The sequence below is a fragment of the Pedobacter sp. KACC 23697 genome, from assembly GCF_045348445.1.
Classification (GTDB): Bacteria; Bacteroidota; Bacteroidia; order Sphingobacteriales; family Sphingobacteriaceae; genus Pedobacter.
Genome location: NZ_CP157485.1, coordinates 3996843 through 4018064, shown reverse-complemented (window position 1 = coordinate 4018064; position 21222 = coordinate 3996843). Strand labels below are relative to the sequence as shown.

Below are 21222 nucleotides of genomic sequence, written 5' to 3'. Positions count from 1 at the left end.
TTTCAGCCCTCAACCTTTAACTTTATAAAAAAGATGAACTTGTTCACTTCTGTACACGATGTTCCAAACATCAAGCAATTTGTAACTGATGCATTGGCACTAAAAGCCAACCCTTATGCACATCAGCAGTTAGGTAAGAACAAAACCCTGGGATTGGTTTTTATGAACCCAAGCTTACGCACCCGTTTAAGTACGCAAAAAGCAGCCTTGAATTTGGGGATGAATGTAATGGTGATGAACCTGGATAAAGAAGGGTGGGCATTAGAAACACAGGATGGTGTAGTGATGAATGGCTCGACGGTTGAACATATTCGTGAAGCGGCAGCAGTGATGGGACAGTATTGTGATATTTTGGGACTGCGTTCTTTCCCGAAATTAAATAATCGGGACGAAGATTACAGTGAAGATTTTTTTAACAAGTTTGTGAAATACTGTGCGGTGCCGGTAGTGAGCCTGGAGAGTGCAACACGCCACCCTTTACAAAGCTTTGCTGATATTATTACCATTCACGAAACCTGGACTAAGAAAGCCGGTGGCCGCAAACCCAAAGTAGTTTTAGCCTGGGCACCTCATGTTAAGGCATTGCCACAGGCCGTTCCTAATTCTTTTGCCGAGTGGATGTGTAAAGCTCAGGCAGAAGGTATGATTGATTTTACTATTGCTCAGCCCGAGGGTTACGAACTTTCAGAAGATTTTACACCAGGTGCCGATATCCAATATAATATAGAAGAAGCACTGGCTGATGCTGATTATGTATATGTAAAAAACTGGAGCAGCTACAAGGAATATGGTAAAGTATTAACTTACCCTGATGGCTGGATGATGAACAACGAAAAGTTGAAATTTACAAATAATGCCAAGGTAATGCACTGTTTGCCTGTGCGTCGTGACCTGGAATTGTCATCAGAAATTTTGGATGGTCCAAACTCATTGGTAATCCACGAAGCCGGAAACCGCTTATGGGCTGCACAAGCCGTAATTAAAGCGATGCTGGAGGAATTGTAAAAGCAGAAAGACCAAAGCTTTCAGCATTTTGCTTTAAGCTTCAAGCTCAATAAAATGAAACAACTTACGATCATAAAAATAGGCGGAAACGTAATTGATCATTCAGAAAACCTGCATCGGTTTTTACTGGATTTTACGGCGCTGCCAGGAGATAAAATCTTAGTGCATGGCGGTGGAAAAATCGCAACCGAACTGGGCGAATCGCTGGGTATTGAAGCCAAAATGGTTGAGGGCAGAAGAGTTACTGACCTGGAGACCCTTCGCATTGTAACCATGGTTTACGCAGGTTTGATCAATAAAAATATGGTTGCCCAATTACAGGCCAAAGGTAGCAACGCCATTGGCTTAAGTGGAGCCGACGGTAATGTGATCAAAGCAAAAAAACGGCCGGTGAGTACTAAAACTTATGGGCCAGAAGCCGGACCTATGGCCGGTGCAGTAATTGATTATGGTTTTGTGGGCGATTTGGACGAAAACTCGGTTTCTTCGACAACTTTAGATAGCCTGTTAAAAGCTGGCCTAGTACCGGTATTGTGTGCCATTACACACGATGGGGAAACCCAATTGTTAAACACCAATGCCGACACCATTGCTTCATCTGTTGCGGTGGCAATGTCTGCTCTATATGAAACGAGGTTAGTATATTGTTTCGAGAAAAAAGGTGTACTAAGGGATGTGAATGATGATGGCTCTGTGGTGAGAGAAATTAAAGCGGATGAATTTGAGGGCTTAAAAGCAGATGGAACGGTAGCAGGTGGAATGATCCCAAAATTGCACAATGCTTTTGAAGCGATCAAAAAAGGTGTTTCAGCAGTGTACATTGGAAAAGCTGATGAGCTGGCTGAACTGGCTACAGGTACTTTTGGTACCAAAATGCTGAAATAAGGGGGAAGGGCAAAAGGTAGATGGTGGAAGGCTTGGCGCATTACAAGGAAAAGTGGCCGATAATATACTGTTTTGCATAATAAACCTGATAATAGCGAACATGCAGTGCAACGGAGTAAAGCGGATAGCAGGAAATCCATTTAAATAGCTTTACTGAAACTGCTTTTCGCAAAATGAAACAGCTATATTAACAATCTGAAACAAACTATAATCAACGATGAATAAAAAAATAGCCATTATTGGTAGCGGAAATATCGGTTTATCTTTAGCGAAAGGATTGGTTAAAGCCAACTTTGCCCAAGCTGCCGACATTACCCTTACCCGTAGAAATACCGACCATTTAAAGTCTTTTGCTGAAGCTGGTTTTAAGGTTAGCCATAATAACAAACAAGCTGTGGTTGATGCAGATGTTGTAATTTTGGCCGTTCTGCCCCAGCAGTTAAATGCGGTTTTAGATGAAATTCAAACTTCAATTATCCAGGCTAAGCATTTGGTGATTTCGGTAATTTCAGGTGTAAGCTGCGCTGCGGTTAGGGAAAAATTAGGTGAAAACGTTGAAGTGATTCGTGTAATGCCTAATACGGCGATTGCTATCGGGCAATCCATGACCTGTATGGCCAGCGATAATGCTTCAGCAGAGCATATTGCAGATGTGACGAAAATGTTCGAAACGGTTGGTTCTGTGGTAAAAATCAATGAAGATTTAATGACTTCTGCAACGGCATTATGTGCCTGTGGGATTGCGTTTTTCTTAAGGGCCATCAGGGCAGCATCGCAAGGTGGTGTAGAAATTGGTTTCCATGCTGATGAGGCTTTGAAAATGGCTGTTCAAACGGCTAAAGGCGCCGCTGATTTGCTTTTATTACATGGAACACACCCGGAATCAGAAATAGATAAGGTAACTTCGCCGAAAGGTTGTACCATTGCCGGCTTAAATGAAATGGAACACAATGGTTTTAGTTCATCATTGATAAAAGGCATTAAACTTTCGGCTTTAAAAGCTGGGAATTTGTATACCAAAGAAGGTTAGAGGTGTAGGGTTTAGGGCATGAGGTCTTAATCGCATACATCAAACTGAAACAAAAAATGTGGCAGGCATAAGGGAAACTCTGTCTTAATACCTGCTACTAATTACTTGATACTATGTTTTTAGAAAATATACAAAAGGAAAGCCTGGAATTATTGCGGCAATTGATTCGCATCCAGTCTTTCAGTAGGGAAGAAGACCGGACTGCTAATTTAATAGCCCAGTTTTTAGAGGAGAGAGGGGTTAAAACTCAGAGAAAAATGAATAATGTTTGGGCCTACAACAAGCATTTTGATGCCAATAAGCCAACTTTATTGTTAAACTCACATCACGATACGGTTAAACCGAACTCGGGTTATACCCGCGATCCATACGATGCCGCAATAGAAGGAGATAAGCTTTTTGGCCTGGGGAGTAACGATGCCGGTGGGTGCCTGGTTTCGTTAATCGGGACATTTTTGTACTACTACGGGCAGGAAAATTTAAAATATAACATCTGTTTGGCCGCCACAGCCGAGGAAGAAATCTCAGGCAATAATGGCCTGGAACTGGTACTGCCTGATTTAGGTGAGCTTGAATTTGGTATTGTAGGCGAACCAACAGAAATGAATTTAGCTATCGCTGAGCGCGGTTTGCTGGTGTTGGATTGCGTATCGCACGGAAAGGCCGGACATGCTGCCCGTGAAGAAGGGGAGAATGCTATTTACAAAGCGTTGAAAGACATAGAATGGTTCCGCAATTTCCAGTTCCCAAAAGTATCAGAAGTTTTTGGTCCGCTGAAAATGACGGTAACGATCATTAATGCGGGTTCGCAGCATAATGTGGTGCCGGCCAATTGTACTTTTACAGTTGATGTACGCGTAACCGATGCATATACCAATGAAGAGGTGTTAGAAATTATCCGCGCAAATGTAGATTGTGATGTCACTCCACGGTCCATCCGTTTAAAACCTTCATCTATTGATAAAAACCATCCGCTTGTTCAGGCTGGGGTAGCATTAGGCAGAACCACTTATGGTTCGCCAACTACATCCGATCAGGCCCTTCTGGATATTCCATCGGTAAAATGTGGCCCTGGTTTTTCAGGCCGCTCGCACATGGCCGATGAGTTTTTGTTTGTTAGAGAAATAGCAGAAGGAGTGGAAGGATATGTGAACATGTTGAAACCAGTTGTGCAAGGTTGAAGGTAGAGGGTTTTAAGGTTGATGGTTTTGATTCTGTGAAAGCTCAAAGAACACTGAGGTAAAAACAGTATAACTCAGCGCTCTATGCGTTAAACGAAAATGCTTTAAATAATGTTTATATTTGGGATATGAACACCTACGCTAATTTTATCGAGATTAATGCCGATAAACGGTTCGGTCGGCCATGTATAATCGGGACTAGAATTGCTGTTTACGATGTTTTAAACTGGTTTGCGAACGGAATGACCTTGGAACAGATTTTGGAAGATTTTGATGAATTGACCGAAGCACAAGTTTTAGCTTGTTTGGCCTACGCTGCCGATCGGGAACACAAAATACGGGTTGCCTAGTGAAATTACTATTTGATCAGAATATTTCTTTCCGAATTATTAAGCTTGCTTTCCCGCAGAGTGAGCAGATTAGGAAATTAAATCTGGAGAATAAATCGGATAAGGAGATCTGGACATTTGCTGGCCAAAATGGTTTTACGATTGTTACTTTTGATGCCGATTTTTATGGGTTTTCTAATTTGTACGGGCACCCGCCGAAAATAATTTGGCTCAGAACGGGCAACAACACAACGCTATCAATATCACAGATACTTCTAACAAAAAAAGAATTAATAATAGAATTTATAAAACAAGCAGAATTTTCTTGTTTAGAAATTCAATAAAAACTTAGTGTGCTTTGCGAAAAACCAAGCACTCCTCGCGGTTAAATAAATTAAAATGAAAATTTGGCAAAAAAATATAGATGTAAATAAATTTGTGGAAACCTTTACTGTTGGTAAAGACCGTGAACTCGATCTGCAAATGGCAAAGTTTGATGTGTTGGGTTCTCTGGCGCACACTGAAATGTTGGAAACCATTAATTTGCTTACCGCAGAGGAGTTAAAAACCATTCAGCAGGAACTTAAAAATATTTATGCTGAGATTGAAGCTGGTAACTTTACCATCGAAGATACCGTGGAAGATGTACACTCTCAGGTGGAGTGGCTGCTTACCCAGCGTATTGGCGAAGCCGGAAAAAAAATCCACAGTGGCCGTTCGCGTAACGATCAGGTTTTGGTCGATCTCAAACTTTTTTTCCGTGCCTGTATTGAAGACATGGTTAACCAAACTTCCACCTTGTTCAACCAACTAATCGAGCTGAGCAATACCCATAAAGACAAATTATTGCCGGGTTATACGCATTTACAGATTGCCATGCCTTCATCGTTTGGTTTGTGGTTTGGTGCTTATGCCGAAAGCCTTGCCGATGATATGGAGCTGATGCTGGCCGCCTGGAAAATTACCAATAAAAATCCATTAGGCTCTGCAGCAGGCTATGGCTCATCATTCCCGTTAAACAGAACTTTAACAACCGAATTATTGGGCTTTGAAAGTTTAAACTACAATGTGGTTTATGCACAAATGGGCCGCGGAAAAACTGAAAGAATTTTAGCGCAAGCCATGAGTGCCGTTGCAGCTACCTTAGCTAAAATGGCCATGGATGTTTGCCTGTTCATTAATCAGAATTTTGGCTTTATCAGTTTTCCGCCCGAGCTGACCACAGGTTCGAGCATTATGCCACATAAAAAGAATCCGGATGTGTTCGAGCTGATCCGTTCGCGTTGTAATAAAATTCAGGCCTTGCCAAATGAAATTGCCATGATGATTACGAATCTGCCTTCGGGCTATCACCGCGATTTACAATTGTTAAAAGAAAATCTTTTTCCGGCCATTACTTCACTAAATGAGTGTTTGGAAATTGCCACCTTTATGTTTCAGAACATCACCATAAAGGACGATATTTTAAAGGATAAAAAATACGATTATCTGTTTAGTGTCGAAGTTGTAAACGATTTAGCTTTACAAGGTGTGCCGTTTAGAGAGGCCTACAAAATAGTTGGCGAACAGATTGAAAGTGGTACTTTTGCACCATCGAGCCAAATACACCATACACACGAAGGCAGCATAGGCAACCTTTGTAACGAGCAGATATATGCTTCAATGAATGCTGTTTTAGCACAGTTTGGTTTCGAAAAAGTGAATAAAGCGATAGAAGATTTAATAGCATAATATGAAAGTTTCAGTAATAGCCAACTCATTAATTGGCTCAGAAATTATAAAAATTGGTAACGAGGTTAACGAAATGAAGCGTAAAGGCGCATCGATTGCTAACCTGACCATTGGCGATTTCGATTCGAATATTTACCCGATCCCAGCTGAGTTAAAAGCAGGGATTGTGGAAGCGTACAATGCCAATCAAACCAATTACCCACCTGCAGATGGTGTTTTACCTTTGCGCGAAACCGTTTCAGAATTGTTGAAAGATAGGTTTGGCCTGGAATATAATACCAACAGCATTTTGGTTTCAGGCGGTTCCCGTCCTTTAATTTATGCTACTTTTCTGGCATTGATTGATCCGGGCGATACGGTAGTGTTTCCTGCGCCATCCTGGAATAATAATCATTATTGCCATTTAACATCGGCAAATGCCATTGCCGTAGAAACCGATGCGGCCCATCATTTTATGCCAACTGCGGCACAGTTAAAACCGCATTTAAAGGGGGCAACATTATTGGCCCTGTGCTCGCCATTAAATCCTACCGGTACCATGTTCGATGCCGATGCTTTGGCGGAGATTTGTGATGCTGTTTTGGAAGAAAATGCTACGAGAGGTGCTGATGAAAAACCGCTTTACCTGATGTACGATCAGATTTACTCGCTTTTAACTTTTGATAAAAAACATGTAAATCCGGTTTCGCTACGCCCGGAAATGAAACCTTTTACCATTTTTGTTGATGGTAGCTCTAAATGTCTGGCTGCAACGGGTGTACGTGTAGGCTGGGGTTTTGGTCCGGAAGATATTATCAACAGGATGAAAGCATTGGTTGGCCACATGGGGGCCTGGGCACCAAAAGCCGAGCAGGTTGCCATGGCTAACTATTTTAATAACAAGCCACAGGTTGATACTTTTTTAACCAGCTTTAAAGCAAAGATCCAGGATAGTTTAAACGCGCTTTATAATGGCTTTAATGCTTTGAAAGCCGAAGGTTTTAATGTAGATGCAGTAGAACCGATGGGCGCCATTTACTTGACCATTAAAATAGATTATATTGGTAAAACTACCGAAGATGGTCAGCTTTTAAAAGACAGTGCAGATGTAAATTTCTATTTAATTAAAGAAGCGGGCGCTGCATTAGTACCTTTCTCTGCGTTCGGAAATGAAGATAGCATGCCATGGTTTAGGGCATCGGTGGGCGCTTGTACACTACAAGACATTAAAGACATGCTGCCTAGGATAAAAACAGCTTTGAGCAAATTGAAATAGAGAATTTGAACACTCCACCAAACAAATTGCATGATGGAGTGTTCAAATAAAAAATCTCATTTCACGCTTTATGGAACCCAAGTATAAGCCTCAAGGTTACGCCTCGCCGTCAGCTATTCTTACTACACTTGCCATCGGTATTTTGGCGTCTTTTATTCTTCCACTTTTTTACATTATCCTCGGAAGGCTTATTCCGAATATTTGGTTCATCGCTATTATCGCTTTGCTTTTAGGCTTGGGTTTAGGGTTTTTTATTGATCTTGGTGTTAAGATCGGAAAAGTCAGGAATAAAAAGATCGTTACCATTATTGCCGTCTTCTGTGGATTATTGGCCTTTTATATTCAATGGGTATTCTTCGATACCTTAGCCTACAGTAATAAGGGTTTTACTTTTAATCTGGATAGTGCAGATTTAAAGGTTTTGGCTTCTGATTTCTTTTTCCTTTTTACCCATCCTAATATTTTAATTCAGGAAATTATTAATCTGAATAAAATAGGTACATTCCGCATCGAAAGTACTGGTACCATTAGTGGCGTATTGTTATGGGTTATTTGGGCTGGAGAGTTTGTCGTTATTCTTGGGGGTGCAATTTTTGGCGTTTTAAATGGTCAGGTAAGTATGCCATACTCGGAAATAAACGACCAGTGGATGAAAAGACGTAAAATACATAACCGTATTCCTGTAGTTGTAAGTAAAGAAGAGATTTTAAGTGAACTTGGTAAAAGAAATTTTACGGTCTTGAATGATCATCCTTCCTTGCATAGCGAAACAAATTATGCTGAAGTAATTGTTTTCGAATCTACCGGAGACCCAACAAAGTATATTAATATAATTAATGTGACCAATCTCACTGGTAAAGAAAAAGATAAAAAAGTAAAAAGTGTAGTTAAATATTATCCGCTTCAGAATGCAAATATTTAATTGCAAAAATTTTTAAGAAGAGATTTCAAAAAGCTGTCGTCACCCTGAATTTATTTCAGGGTCTATTCCGGATAAAAGGATGCTGAAATAAATTCAGCATGACGCGACGCCTAGCCTAGAAGCGATAAAAAGTAGATACTTGCTACAAATAATAGCAATCGAATTCAGGTTAATAATCTTTAAATTTGTATACTAGTTTAAAATCACGTTGATATGGGAACTTACCTTATACACTCAGATAAAATGCAAGAAAAAGCTTTAAAGGCATTTCTTAAAGCAGATCAGGGAAGGATTAATTAAAAAGCTTTCTTCTGTATTTTATGAGGTTAAAGCCGATAGGATTGAAGTTCTTTTCTTTTGGACCATAGGTAAGAATCAATTTTCTTCTAAATAGCATAAAAAAACCTCGCAGGTTTTAAAACCAACGAGGTTTTTAGACTTTAAACTTAGGACTCCAAACTCCCAGCTCAACACTAATCCTCCCTGCTCCCGTCATCAGCCATTCTTACCATTTTAGGCTCGAATTTAGCCACCACATCAACCAGTTCAGTTTGTGCAGCCATTACTTTATGGATGTCTTTATAAGCCATTGGGGCTTCGTCTAACCCTGCACCAATTAAGGTTACATTATGATCTTTCAAAATCGCTTTCATATCCGATTTGGTAATCGATTGGATCGCTTTCGTCCTGCTCATTTGCCTACCGGCACCATGCGATGCCGAATTGATGGCACTGGTTTCACCTTTTCCGCGTACTAAAAAACCTGGTGCAGTCATACTGCCGGGGATAATCCCCATCACGCCCATACCTGCAGGCGTAGCACCTTTACGGTGAACAATTACTTCCTCCCCATTGATCAACTCCTTCCAGGCAAAGTTATGGTGGTTTTCTACCCTGGCTAAAACTTTGGCGCCAATGGCTTTGGTTAATCTTTTATGAATCACCTCATGACAGGCAGAGGCATAATCGCCAGCCAAATTCATGGCAATCCAATATTCTTGTCCTTCGGCAGTATCCAGATCTAAATAAGCCAGGTTTGCGGCCTCTTTAGGAAGTTTACAAATGTCTTTTGCCAGTTTGGTATAATGACCGGCAATGGTAGCACCTAAGCCGCGCGAACCGGAGTGGGTTAATAAAGCCACGTAACGGCCCTTATCAATATTTAAAACCTCATCACGTTCGGCAAAATCGATAATCCCCCATTCTACAAAATGGTTACCTCCGCCCGAAGTACCCAATTGAGCCCAGGCTTTTCCATGCAGGTTTTTTAAAAAAGGTGTGCTGTTAAAAGCTTCATCTTCCAAAACCTCATGATCTGCTTTCTCAGTTCCTTTAAAGTTTTGCCCGGCACCAAATTTGGTAAATGCAATCAATTCGCGTTTGTACATCGCATCCTTCCCGAAATAATGTTTTTCGGGGATATCGAAAATGCTAAGTGCCATTCGGCAACCAATATCAACACCTACACCGTAGGGAATAATAGCATTCCTGGTGGCCAGCACACCGCCAATAGGCAAGCCATAACCTTGGTGTGCATCGGGCATTAAAGCACCTGCTACAGATACCGGCAATTTCATGGCAATATCCATTTGGTTTCTGGCGCCCTCTTCAATGTAATCAGGGCCAAATACTGCATAGGTTTTCGCATTATTTACGAGCGCGATGGTTTCGTCTTTTGGTGCATTGGCTTCTTCAATCATGGCTGTTGCCAATGTATTTAAAACCGGATCATCCAAAAAACTTTCCGGGTAATCTTTTACTTTTTTAAATAAGGCCAATAATTCTTTTTCTTCAATATCCGCAAAATTTTCTTTCACGATAGCTAAAGCCAAGCCTACTATTTTTCCTTCGGTATAACCGATTTCGATCAGGTTGTTACCTGTTATATTGTTGTTCATTGTTTTGTTTTTTTAATTGGCATAAAGTGTTGATCGCATTTCTACTAGTAAACATTCAATTTGTCGCTCATCTGGTTTATCCTGAAGTTTACTTGTAAGTGTTTCTTGCTCAATTTTTAGCATCAGTTTTTCTGCCATTTTTAATACTTGATCATAATCAAAGTCGCCTCTTTTTATCGAAAGAAGTTCATCTCTGTTTTGCCGTTTCACGGTAAGTTTCCCATCACACACAATTTCAAGTGCTACTTGCAAAAGCCTTATGGTATGCATCATGTTTTTCGCATCGTAATCTTTTCCATGTGTCTTATTTAACTTATAGCGTTCTTCATTACGCTTTTCTACCCATTCCCAATATTCGTTATGTTCCTTGCAATAGGAGGAATAACTATCCTGATTGAAAAACAAATACCCAATTTCTTTTTCTCCTTTAGGTATGGAGGATACTGATACATCGTTAGCGTTTTCCTTATTTGCAATCCCTTTGTAACCAAATCTCTTTTCTGCATCATAAAATAGCGCATATAGGTTTTTTGCATTTGGAATTTTCGATAAGCCGCAATCTGCCTTAGAAATATTGTGTTTTTTAAGCCATTTATTCGCTTTAACCGATGAATAATTCTCTGTAATGAAACAAAAATCCAAGACCGTTTTTCTCATTTTTGACATCGGGTTTAATATTTTCTTGTTCAAGCCCTTTGCTTTTCTGATCTGTGTTAATGCATACCCACCAAAGGTATCCTTGCATAGTTTCGATAAAATCATATCGATATTTAGCCTATTCATTATGGGATGCTTGTATAAGATGCATTCTTCTGGAGTCGCTAAAATTTCTACGATGTTCGGGTTGTTCTTGATCAGTAAATCCACAAAGCGGCCAATTTCATAATATACCTCATCGTTACTTTCATTGCTGATCTGTGGAATATACTTCAGCCCAAAAAACATTTCTTTTGGCATATAATATATCCCTTTAATATCAGTGTCTGATTGCGGGGTATCCAGTCCATAAGCTTTGCTGCCGCTTAAGCATTCAAATAAAATCAGGTTTCGATCCTTTAAATCTTTAATTGTCATGACGGTTTATAGTGTTTCTAAAGAAGGTATCTAGCATTTCTGTATCAAAGCTTTCTTTCGGTAGATCTTTAGCCTCTTCAGTGCAGTTTTTAAATTCATCATCGATATACCTGCGCAATTTTGGGTCTATTTTGATGATAAACCCCTCTGCCGAACTAGATTTTAGCACAATAAGATCTTTAACCATTGTTTGAAGATACTTTGGCATTAAGGTTAAAAGTGGACCGATGGTCATTGGAGCTATCTCATTTTTCTCTAAACACCACTTTGCTGAAAGTAAAGGTCGCAGGACATAAAAAAGCTTTTTGATCTTAATTTCATCACCATTTATCACCGTATTCAATGCGCCATGTGCTATTCCTAAATAGTGGTTGATATTTGTTTTCCTATAGAAATAAGATTGACACAATTCCCATAATTCATCTCTGAAATGAGGCTGTTCTCCATAAATGATTGGCGATTGTAGCCACTCAAATGGAGTTGTATTTGATTTCCGGATCAGTTTAAGCACCTTTTTTATATCCCAGCCGTAAATGTCAAGTTCATCGTTAATCGGAAAACCCAATTGATCATCTTTTTCTGAAATAGAAAGATAGTGGTTAATCGGACGTACATAAATAAAACGCACATCAAAATCGCTGTCCGGTGACGGAAATTCCCATCCGCGGCTTCCTGATTCGCAGGCAAATAATATTTTGATGTCGTTTGATCGTTCGATTGCTGCAAGCCTGTTTATGATGGTTGTTTTCATTTCATTTTCATTAATCCCGGCAGGCAACATTCGCCTGGCCGGGGGCTTCTAAATTTAATTTATTTTACGAAGATTTGCTTTAATTGATCCACAATCTGGCCGCTTCCAGATAAGCTGATGTTGTTGATTTTTTCTGCGATTTTCTCCACATACTCCATCTCTTTCAACTTATACAACATGGCATTGTCTTCCATTAATTTGGCTGTGTTCAACAAACTTCTGGTCGAGGCTGTTTCTTCTCGTCGGGTAATGATATTGGCTTGGGCTCTTTTTTCGGCAACTAAAACCTGGTTCATAATTTCTTTCACATCGCCTGGCAAAATAATATCCTTAACTCCACAGTTTGTTAGTTTTATACCCAAATCTGCTGCTTTGGCAAGGGTTAAATCCATTACCTGTGCGGCAATTTTCTCTTTGCTCTCCATCAATTCATCAAAAGTCATTAAGCCGATTGATTCTCTTAGTGCCAATTGCATGGTAATGTACAATTGCTTTTCAAAATCTTTGTTTTCCAGCAAAGCTTTAATGATATCGGCTACTTTGTATTGCACACTGAAGTTAATTCGCAATTGCGCTTTATCTTTGGTTAAGATTTCTTGTCCCACTACTTCCAGGTTCAATTGTCTCATATCGGTTTTAACAACATTGATGGTAGTCGCGTTTTTCCAGTACATGTAATTTCCGGCTTCCAGTATTTTATCAAACTTTCCATTGATAAATAATAAAGCTTGCTCAAATGACTCTACTTTAAATGCCCTAATATAATTTACCAATGGTGCTTTTTCCAGTAAGTTGCGATCAATATTACCTTCAATTTCGATGTCGCTGATGTTTACCGTTTCGAAATTATAGCTCGACAAACCTTTCCAAATGGCATGTTTACCGGCAGTTAAAACATTTTTAAAGTTCCCGTTTCGGTAAACCAGTGCCAATTCATTATCGGCCACATCTACTACGTGCACCAGATCGGTAAAAGCAGTGTTGGTTAACAATACTTCCAATTCGGCAAGGGTGAAAAAATATTCCTTTCCCATATCGTATAGCGTAATCTCTTCACCAAAGCCCAACCAGTAAGTTCCTGCTGTTAATACGTTTTTTAATTTTCCTCTTTTAAACACCAATCCAACATAATTGGTGTTAATGGTTACTCTTTTCATGTTTTTTGATGTTAAGATTTATAATTATTTAATTGTTTTGCTTACAAAGCCTTGTAAAAGCACATTCATCTGGGTTTTTGCGGAAATAAATTGAATCCTGATGTGTTTAAAAATGAAATTATTTTTCAGTTAGATGAAATCCGGAGATTATTACTAACATTTTATAATCTGATTTTTAAATCGTTCGTTCATCGTCTTTATTTTCAAAGCAAAAGCAAATTTACTTGTCAGGAAACACTAAGGAATCCTTAAGTGGAATGTGGTTTTACAAGGTCGTTTTTTTGAGCATTTTGAAAAGTTGCTCATCTTTTTGTTTTGGATTTTGAGCCCTAAACGCTTACCAATTAGCTATTCCAATACCTTGGAAGCAGGATTCGAACCTGCATATCTGGTTGTTACTCTAACCCCTGAGTTATTCCGAATATATCGGAAGTGGGATTCGAACCCACGGCACACAACGTGTTCGGACAAGACTATCACCATCCTGATCAGTATATTCCATGCAATGGCACGAATACTTTGGGGCTATACCGAAACCCGCAACCTGGATCAGTTTTTATGTAGTGTTGCCATCCCGGTTATTCACCGGAATTTCTTTATATCGTACTGAATTACTAAACTGTTCAAGTGCTGCCGTTAACCCTGTTCCGCATCTGCGGTACAGGGGGCTTCTTATAGCGTGCTGCTCTGAACATGAGTAGCACCGGGAGAGCGCGTATTCTTGAAACTTTTACTGTAAATCAGTTATTTATTATTGATATTTTTCAAAGAACTTCATTATCGACCGGCGACATTACAAAGATGCGACTGCCGCTACGCGGAGGAATTGCGCAGTTGAAAATTTTTAAATGAATTTTAGTTAATTCGTTGGTTTTTAATTGGATAAAGTTTTATTTTCTATGGTATTAGTATTTTTAGTGCTTAATTGCGCAATTGTATTGCGTAGTTGTGGAGAACTTAGGTATCTTTAACAGAGACTTATATGCCAGATTTTTAACCACCACAATAAAACACGTAAAATGGCCATCAATAAACTAGCACTCATCCGTTACAAAACCATCGACGATTGTTTGAGAAACCGGTTCCGTAAATGGACACTTGATGATCTGATTGAAAAGGTTGCCGAAACCCTTTACGAACTGGAAGGTATAACCAGCGGGGTAAGCAAACGCACCATACAGGCCGATATTCAGTTGATGCGGAGTGATAAATTGGGCTACAATGCCCCCATTGTGGTAAAAGACAAGCGTTTTTATGCCTATGAAGATCCCGGTTTTAGTATTACAAAAGCACCGATTAATCATGCCGATGTAGATAAAATGAAAGAAATTGTAGGCGTGCTAAAGCAGTTTAATGCCTTCAACTATTTCGATGAAATGAGCGATATGATTGCCCGTTTGGAGAATAACCTGTATAAATCGACCAAACAAAGTGGCAATAACATCCAGTTGGAAAGCAATAAGCTGGTAAAAGGGCTCGAATGTATTCCGCCACTTTACCAGGCGGTTTTAAATAAGCGATCCCTGTTAATTGAATATAAATCGTTCAAAGCACAACAGGCCCAGCAAGGCATTTATTTCCCGTACCTGTTAAAAGAATACCGCAACCGCTGGTTTGTGATCTGCAAGGCTAAAAAGCGGCCTGGGATCTTAAATCTGGCTCTGGATCGTATTGTAGAATTCCAGGAATTGCCTAATGAAGAGTTTATTGCCTATGAAGGTATAGATTTCGATCGTTATTATGATGATTTAATCGGGGTGACCAAAAGCGAAAGAGACAGGGCGCAAAAAGTGATTCTGGAATTTACCAACGATCATGCACCTTATGTCATCACCAAGCCTTTGCATACCTCGCAGGTAGTGTTGAACAAAAATGCCAGTACGACTACAATCAGAATTGATGTTGTGCTAAACTACGAGCTAGAGCGTGAAATACTTGGCTTTGGCGAGTGTGTAAAAGTACGATCGCCCAGGTTGCTGATTGCTAAAATTAAGCGCCGTTTAGAACAGACTTACAAACAATATGAAATAGCAGAAGATAAACAAAAGGATGGGGTTTGAGCATGATCATTGGATTAAACGTTTTAGTAATTGGGTTCTTATTTGTATTTTGAAGGCTCAATAACCAGCGATGAGCAGAACCAAATATATCTTATCTATCCTTGTGGCTTCTTGTTTAGGCGCATTTGCGCAGCAAGCTACCCCGCAATGGCGTCCCAGTTATCATTTTACCGCACCTACCAATTGGCTTAATGATCCAAATGGATTAATTTACCTGAACGGTGAATATCATTTGTATTACCAGTACAATCCGTTCGAAAATAAATGGGGACACATGAGCTGGGGCCATGCAAAAAGTAAAGATTTGGTCAATTGGGAACACCTGCCAGTTGCCATTGCCGAAAAAGTAACCAAAGATACCACCACCATGATTTTTTCTGGTTCGGCAGTTTTGGATCAACAAAATGTAAGTGGTTTAGGCCAGGGCAAAGCGCCAATTCTGGCTTTTTACACAGCTGATTTGCCAAAACAGCATAACGAATCGCAGTATATGGCCTATAGCAATGATGGCGGTTTAACTTTTACCAACTACGTAGGAAATCCCATTATCAATTTAAACAAAAAAGATTTCCGCGACCCAAATGTATGGTGGCATGAAGCTTCTAAGCAATGGATCATGACCGTTGCAATGGTTGATGAGCATCAGGCCCGGTTTTATGGTTCAAAAAATCTGAAAGACTGGACCATGCTCAGCGATTTTGGAAAGCAGGGCAATCAAGGCAGTGGCTGGGAATGCCCTTTTATCATTCCGTTGGCAGTGGATGGAAATAAGAGCAACACCAAGTGGGTGCTGATGATCTCGCTATTTGGACCAAAAGGGCCAACCATGCAATATTTTGTGGGCGATTTTGATGGCAAAACCTTTAAAAATGACAATGACGGCCAGTTAACCTTACTCGTAGATGATGGCGATTCGTTTTATGCAGCGATTACCTGGAACAATGCACCAAATGATAAGCGCATCCTTTTAGGCTGGTTGCAGCCTGGTGGCAAAGAAACCTTCCCCTGGAAGGGGCAGATGTCTATTCCAAGAGATTTAACTTTAAAAACTACAACTGAGGGAGTAAGGTTGTTTCAGCAGCCGAGTTCGGTCATCGCTGATAATCTTAAAAAACTTGCCCAAAACCGGGTAGTTTCCAAACAGGGTCTACTTGTTGATGGTGAACTGAAATTGGATAATATTAGCAATGCAAACTGGATTGAGGCCGAATTTGAGCTAAGTAATTCAAAAAATGCAGGTTTCAAACTGGCACAATTGAAAGATGGAGAAGGAAAAGTAGTTAAAGAAATTGAAGTGGGTTACCACGGTGATAAAAATGAGCTTTATGTCGATTGTTCACGTTCAGAAAAAGATATTAAAAACGATAAAAATATCATTCAAACTGCCAAAATAAATCCTGTGGCTGGTAAAGTGAAAATTCAGATCCTGATTGATCAATCATCGCTTGAAGTTTTTGGGAATGGTGGTGAAAAGGTCATTTCGACCATGATTTTTCCAGATGAAAAGGCCACCGGGATTACGGCATTTTCGAAAGATGGAAAAAGCACTTTAAGTAGTTTAAAGATCTGGGATTTAAGTAGGGAATGATAATTAGCACTGATCGTCATTGCGAGGAGGAACGACGAAGCAATCTTTCAAGCTAACGATTGTTCCTGTAAAGATTGCTTCGTCGGCTGAAAAAGCCTTCTCGCAATGACGGAAGTCTGCTCCAGACTCCGGACTAAAACTAACTCTTAAACTCGCTGGTTTTATGAAATTCGATATCAGGATAATCCTGCTTGGTTAAATTAATCATATACTCACTATCGGCCAGGTAAACCGGGTTTGCCTCTTTATCAAAGCCGATGTGTTGTTGCTTACGTTTCACAAACTCATCCAGTTTCTTTCTATCAATAGAAGTCACCCAGCTTGAGCGTGTATAACTCAGCGTGCGGAAACGACATTTCGCCCCGTATTCATGCTCTAACCTGAAATTGATTACCTCGAACTGGAGTTCACCTACCGCACCAATTACTTTTCGGTTTCCGGGCTGCATCACAAATAATTGTGCTACCCCTTCGTCCGTTAATTGTTCAATTCCTTTTTCCAGCTGTTTGGTGCGCATCGGGTCCATGTTTTCTACCTCTTTAAAAATAGATGGAGAAAAACTCGGGATGCCTTTAAACTGCAGTTTTTCACCTTCAGTTAAAGTATCGCCAATTTTAAAGTTGCCGCTATCGTATAAACCCACCACATCACCAGGCCAGGCCTCTTCAACAATACTTTTCTCATTGGCCATAAAATCCATCGGGTTAGAGAATTTCAGTTTTTTATCCTGACGGGTATGGTAATAAAATTTATTACGTTCAAATTTACCGGAGCAAATTCTCAAAAAGGCAATCCTGTCGCGGTGTTTAGGATCTAAATTGGCGTGAATTTTAAATACAAAGCCGCTAAAGTTTTTTTCTTCTACCAACACATCGCGCTCTTCAGCTTCACGGTGTTTTGGGCTGGGTGCGATATCGATAAAAGTATCTAAAAGCTCTTTTATCCCGAAATTATTAATCGCACTGCCGAAAAATACAGGCGCAACCAAACCGTCGGTATATAAATCCTTATCAATTTTACCATAAATACCATCAACCAGTTCAACATCATCTTTCAGCGTATTGATTTCGTTTTCTTTAAGGTAGTTTAATAAAGAAGGATCATTTAAATCGCTTGCCGCCACAACCGAATCGGTTACTTTGGTTTTATCAGAGTTAAATAAATTTAAATGTTTGTTATAAATGCTATAAACACCTTTAAAAGTATGCCCTTGTCCAATAGGCCACGAAAGTGGACACAGACTGATGTTTAGTTTCTCTTCAATTTCATCCAATAAATCGTAAGCTTCTTTACCCTCCCGGTCCATTTTGTTGATGAAGATAATTACCGGCGTGTTCCGCATGCGGCAAACCGACATGAGCTTCTCGGTCTGTTCCTCCACACCTTTTACACAATCAACCACCAAAATCACACTATCAACAGCAGATAGCGTACGGTAGGTATCTTCGGCGAAGTCTTTGTGACCAGGTGTATCCAGAATATTAATACGTTTACCGCTGTACTCGAAACCCATTACCGAAGTGGCAACAGAGATCCCACGCTGCTTTTCAATCTCCATAAAATCGGAGGTGTTGCTCTGGTTGGCTTTATTTCTTTTTACCGCACCAGCTGTATTGATGGCACCACCAAACAGCAGAAACTTTTCTGTTAATGTAGTTTTACCGGCATCGGGGTGGCTAATAATGGCAAAGGTTTTACGTTTTTCTATTTCAGGGTTAAGCATAATAAAATTTTGGATGTAAAAGATGATGAAACCTGGTTAAAGGAATTTAACAGCGATAAGATTTGAATATTGTTGTTTCATCAGGCTGCAAAGATAATAAAAAGCTTTATCATTAATTGTTAGGATGTTGTATTGTTTTATTGCCGGGGTGAATGGATTAAATTGATCCGGAGCGGTCAGATCAAAAATATCCGCTTAAAATTAAATTTTCTCCCTAATCATTCTTTAGTTTTGTGCTAAAATGTTTAGCTTTATTTATCCTCCCTGTTTAGCAAACTAAAATTTTATTGCAGATGCCTACATTAGAAGAAACTTCTATGCCCGCTGAGATCGCGGCTAAATTTGTGAATTATACCTCTAAACACGTTTTTTTAACAGGAAAAGCGGGGACAGGTAAAACTACCTTTTTGCGGAAACTGATTCAGCTGACGCATAAAAAAGCGATGATTTGCGCGCCAACAGGTATAGCCGCCATCAATGCTGCCGGGGTTACCATACATTCCCTTTTTCAGCTGCCCTTTGGCGCTTTTTTTCCTGATGCGGCGGGGAATATCATTAACCAGCAGATTAGTTTTAACTTTAATACGCCACGTACGCTGGCCAGGCATTTAAACATGCAGGGCAATAAAAGGCGCCTGATTCAGGAACTGGAACTTTTGGTTATTGATGAGGTGAGTATGCTGCGGGCAGATATGCTGGATGCCATCGATTTTGCGCTACGCTACATCAGGAGGAGTAAAAATGTGCCTTTTGGAGGTGTACAGCTCTTGTTTATTGGCGATTTGCACCAGTTGCCGCCCGTGGTTAAAAACGACGAATGGCGGGTCATGGCAGGGTTTTATAAAAGTATTTATTTCTTCGATGCATTGGCGCTGCAAAATAATCCGCCCGTATATATCGAGTTGGATAAAATTTATCGCCAGGACGACTCGGTATTTATCGACTTGCTGAACAATCTCCGGAACAATAAAATTACTCCGGGAGATACTGCACTGCTTAAGCAGCATTTTAAACAGGATTTTAAGCCTGCAGCTGATGAAAATTACATCACTTTAACCACACATAATCATAAGGCCGATAGCATTAACCGAGAAAGATTAACCCAACTGAAAACTAAATCGTATTTTTTTGAAGCGAAGGTAACAGGTGAGTTTAATGAATATGCTTATCCCAATGATAAAAGTCTGGAACTGAAAGTTGGTGCGCAGATTATGTTTATTAAAAACGACATGACTGCCGAAAAACGTTACTACAATGGTAAAATAGGTGTTGTGCACCATATAGAAAAAGGTGTAGTAGAAATTGAATTGCCTGACGATAAAACGGTAATCCAGATTTCGCCTTACACCTGGGAGAACGTAAAATATAAACTCAATGAGGCTACGAACGAAATTGAAGAAAATGTAGCAGGCTCTTTTGTGCAATATCCAATCAAGCTGGCCTGGGCCATTACGGTGCATAAAAGTCAGGGTTTAACCTTTGATAAAGCAATTATCGACATCGGGGAAGCTTTTGCCCCGGGGCAGGCTTATGTTGCGCTTTCGCGCCTGCGGTCGCTTAAAGGACTGGTGTTAACTTCGCACTTGCGCGAAAGTGGTTTGCAGCAAGACCAGAACATTCATTATTTTTCTAAAACCAAACAGCCGACCGAAGTACTTGACCAACAGATCAGTACAGAGAGTTACGATTTCATCAGAACCTATCTGTTATCAGCTTTTGATCTGAATATGGTGCGCTATTATTTTAAGGAACACATGCAAACTTTTGATAAAAGTGAGGCTAAATCGACCAAACAGCGCTATGACGAATGGACGATGGATCTGTATAAAGATTTTCAGAAAATTACTGCGACAGCTGATACTTTTGTCAATCAGCTTAAAAACCTGTTTGCCCAACAAACCGAGCATACTTTGTTCAATGTATCCAAGCGGGTGCAGGCTGCGGTAAAATATTTCAGTCCGTTAATTAAAGAGGTATCAGATAAATTTTTAGCACAAATTGAAGCCATCAAAGAAGAAAAGCAGATTAAAACTTACCTGACTGAATTGCTTGAACTGGAGATTGTGATTTATGAACAGTTGAAGAAAATCCACAAAAGTAAAGCATTGCTCGAAGCCATTATTGATGGCAAAGAATTTAGTAAAGCCGATACCGATGCACTTTTGAACGTGGTGGAAAGAGAGGCGCAATTGAAAAAGGCCATTACCCTTAAAGGCATGGCGCTAAAAGTGAAAACTGCAACGGAAAAGAAAAAGAAAGAGCCGAAGCCTGATACTAAACTTCTGAGTTTTGAACTGTATAACGAGGGTAAAACATTAACTGAAATTGCAAAGGAGCGGGGCCTTTCGCAGGGTACCATTGAGGGCCATTTAGCTTACTATGTATCAACACAACAACTTGATGTAACGAAGTTGGTTAAACCTAATAAAATCAAAAACATAACTGAAGCTGTTGAAAGTCAGAAAACAAAATCGATGACCACGATCAGGGATTTCTTAGGTAAAGATTATTCTTTCGGCGAGATAAAAATGGTATTGGCGTCGCTGTTTCCAACCGAAGAATAACTTATTAACCGCAAAGGATCAATTTTTTTTACCACAGAGAAAAAGAGGCTAAACACAGAGTACACAGAT

At 39.9% G+C, this 21222-nt stretch carries 17 protein-coding genes; 12 read left to right on the top strand and 5 right to left on the bottom strand.

Translation table 11 applies throughout. The features are described 5' to 3' along the window. The first annotated feature begins 33 nt into the window (after positions 1–33). The 9 genes from ABEG20_RS16125 (at position 34) to ABEG20_RS16085 (ending at position 8338) form a co-directional block, all read left to right on the top strand. Positions 34–1005: an acetylornithine carbamoyltransferase gene (locus ABEG20_RS16125; RefSeq protein WP_406824306.1), complete on the top strand. Its 972-nt coding sequence runs from the start codon at positions 34–36 to the stop codon at positions 1003–1005. Positions 1006–1059: 54 nt separating this feature from the next. Continuing rightward, the gene (argB, locus tag ABEG20_RS16120) at positions 1060–1890 is read left to right on the top strand and encodes an acetylglutamate kinase (RefSeq protein ID WP_406824305.1); all 831 of its coding nucleotides are present in this window, start codon (positions 1060–1062) and stop codon (positions 1888–1890) included. Between the two features lie 217 nt (positions 1891–2107). Next, positions 2108–2920, top strand: a complete 813-nt coding sequence (gene proC, locus ABEG20_RS16115) for a pyrroline-5-carboxylate reductase (protein WP_406824304.1) — start codon at positions 2108–2110, stop codon at positions 2918–2920. Positions 2921–3033: 113 nt separating this feature from the next. Beyond that, positions 3034–4101 (top strand): M20 family metallo-hydrolase, encoded by a 1068-nt coding sequence (locus ABEG20_RS16110; RefSeq protein ID WP_406824303.1) that lies wholly within the window; start codon positions 3034–3036, stop codon positions 4099–4101. Positions 4102–4229: 128 nt separating this feature from the next. Continuing rightward, positions 4230–4451: a DUF433 domain-containing protein gene (locus tag ABEG20_RS16105; protein WP_090765191.1), complete on the top strand. Its 222-nt coding sequence runs from the start codon at positions 4230–4232 to the stop codon at positions 4449–4451. Beyond that, positions 4451–4774 carry a DUF5615 family PIN-like protein gene (locus ABEG20_RS16100; RefSeq protein ID WP_406824302.1) on the top strand — a complete coding sequence of 108 codons (324 nt, stop codon included), beginning with the start codon at positions 4451–4453 and terminating at the stop codon, positions 4772–4774. The genes ABEG20_RS16105 and ABEG20_RS16100 overlap by 1 nt, the downstream gene beginning before the upstream one ends. 55 nt (positions 4775–4829) lie before the next feature. Further along, the gene (gene argH / locus ABEG20_RS16095; RefSeq protein WP_406824301.1) at positions 4830–6161 is read left to right on the top strand and encodes an argininosuccinate lyase; all 1332 of its coding nucleotides are present in this window, start codon (positions 4830–4832) and stop codon (positions 6159–6161) included. Position 6162: 1 nt separating this feature from the next. Further along, positions 6163–7416 carry a pyridoxal phosphate-dependent aminotransferase gene (locus ABEG20_RS16090; protein WP_406824300.1) on the top strand — a complete coding sequence of 418 codons (1254 nt, stop codon included), beginning with the start codon at positions 6163–6165 and terminating at the stop codon, positions 7414–7416. A gap of 70 nt (positions 7417–7486) precedes the next feature. Continuing rightward, positions 7487–8338 (top strand): hypothetical protein, encoded by an 852-nt coding sequence (locus ABEG20_RS16085; protein ID WP_406824299.1) that lies wholly within the window; start codon positions 7487–7489, stop codon positions 8336–8338. A gap of 473 nt (positions 8339–8811) precedes the next feature. Here ABEG20_RS16085 and ABEG20_RS16080 read toward each other — a convergent pair whose 3' ends face one another. The 4 genes from ABEG20_RS16080 to ABEG20_RS16065 are packed head-to-tail and all read right to left on the bottom strand — an operon-like array spanning position 8812 to position 13218. Beyond that, entirely contained in the window at positions 8812–10236 is a 1425-nt protein-coding gene (locus ABEG20_RS16080) for an RtcB family protein (protein WP_406824298.1), read from the bottom strand. A gap of 12 nt (positions 10237–10248) precedes the next feature. Continuing rightward, on the bottom strand, positions 10249–11310 hold the full coding sequence (locus tag ABEG20_RS16075; protein WP_406824297.1) for a DNA polymerase beta superfamily protein: 1062 nt from the start codon (positions 11308–11310) through the stop codon (positions 10249–10251). Next, complete coding sequence (locus ABEG20_RS16070; RefSeq protein ID WP_406824296.1) at positions 11300–12061, bottom strand: DNA polymerase beta superfamily protein; 762 nt, start codon at positions 12059–12061, stop codon at positions 11300–11302. Before ABEG20_RS16070 ends, ABEG20_RS16075 begins: the two co-directional genes overlap by 11 nt. A 59-nt stretch (positions 12062–12120) precedes the next feature. Beyond that, on the bottom strand, positions 12121–13218 hold the full coding sequence (locus tag ABEG20_RS16065) for a slipin family protein (protein WP_406824295.1): 1098 nt from the start codon (positions 13216–13218) through the stop codon (positions 12121–12123). A 1019-nt stretch (positions 13219–14237) separates the two neighbouring features. Between ABEG20_RS16065 and ABEG20_RS16060 the strand changes: the two genes are divergently transcribed. Both ABEG20_RS16060 and ABEG20_RS16055 read left to right on the top strand, forming a co-directional pair. Then, positions 14238–15278, top strand: coding sequence for a helix-turn-helix transcriptional regulator (locus ABEG20_RS16060; RefSeq protein ID WP_406824294.1), 1041 nt, complete (start codon positions 14238–14240; stop codon positions 15276–15278). Between the two features lie 70 nt (positions 15279–15348). Further along, positions 15349–16866, top strand: a complete 1518-nt coding sequence (locus ABEG20_RS16055) for a glycoside hydrolase family 32 protein (RefSeq protein ID WP_406824293.1) — start codon at positions 15349–15351, stop codon at positions 16864–16866. A gap of 139 nt (positions 16867–17005) precedes the next feature. On the opposite strand, the gene ABEG20_RS16050 is transcribed toward ABEG20_RS16055, so the two are convergent. After that, on the bottom strand, positions 17006–18589 hold the full coding sequence (locus ABEG20_RS16050; protein WP_406824292.1) for a peptide chain release factor 3: 1584 nt from the start codon (positions 18587–18589) through the stop codon (positions 17006–17008). Positions 18590–18882: 293 nt separating this feature from the next. On the opposite strand from ABEG20_RS16050, the gene ABEG20_RS16045 reads away from it, so the two are divergent. After that, positions 18883–21153, top strand: coding sequence for a helix-turn-helix domain-containing protein (locus tag ABEG20_RS16045; protein WP_406824291.1), 2271 nt, complete (start codon positions 18883–18885; stop codon positions 21151–21153). Positions 21154–21222 lie beyond the last annotated feature (69 nt).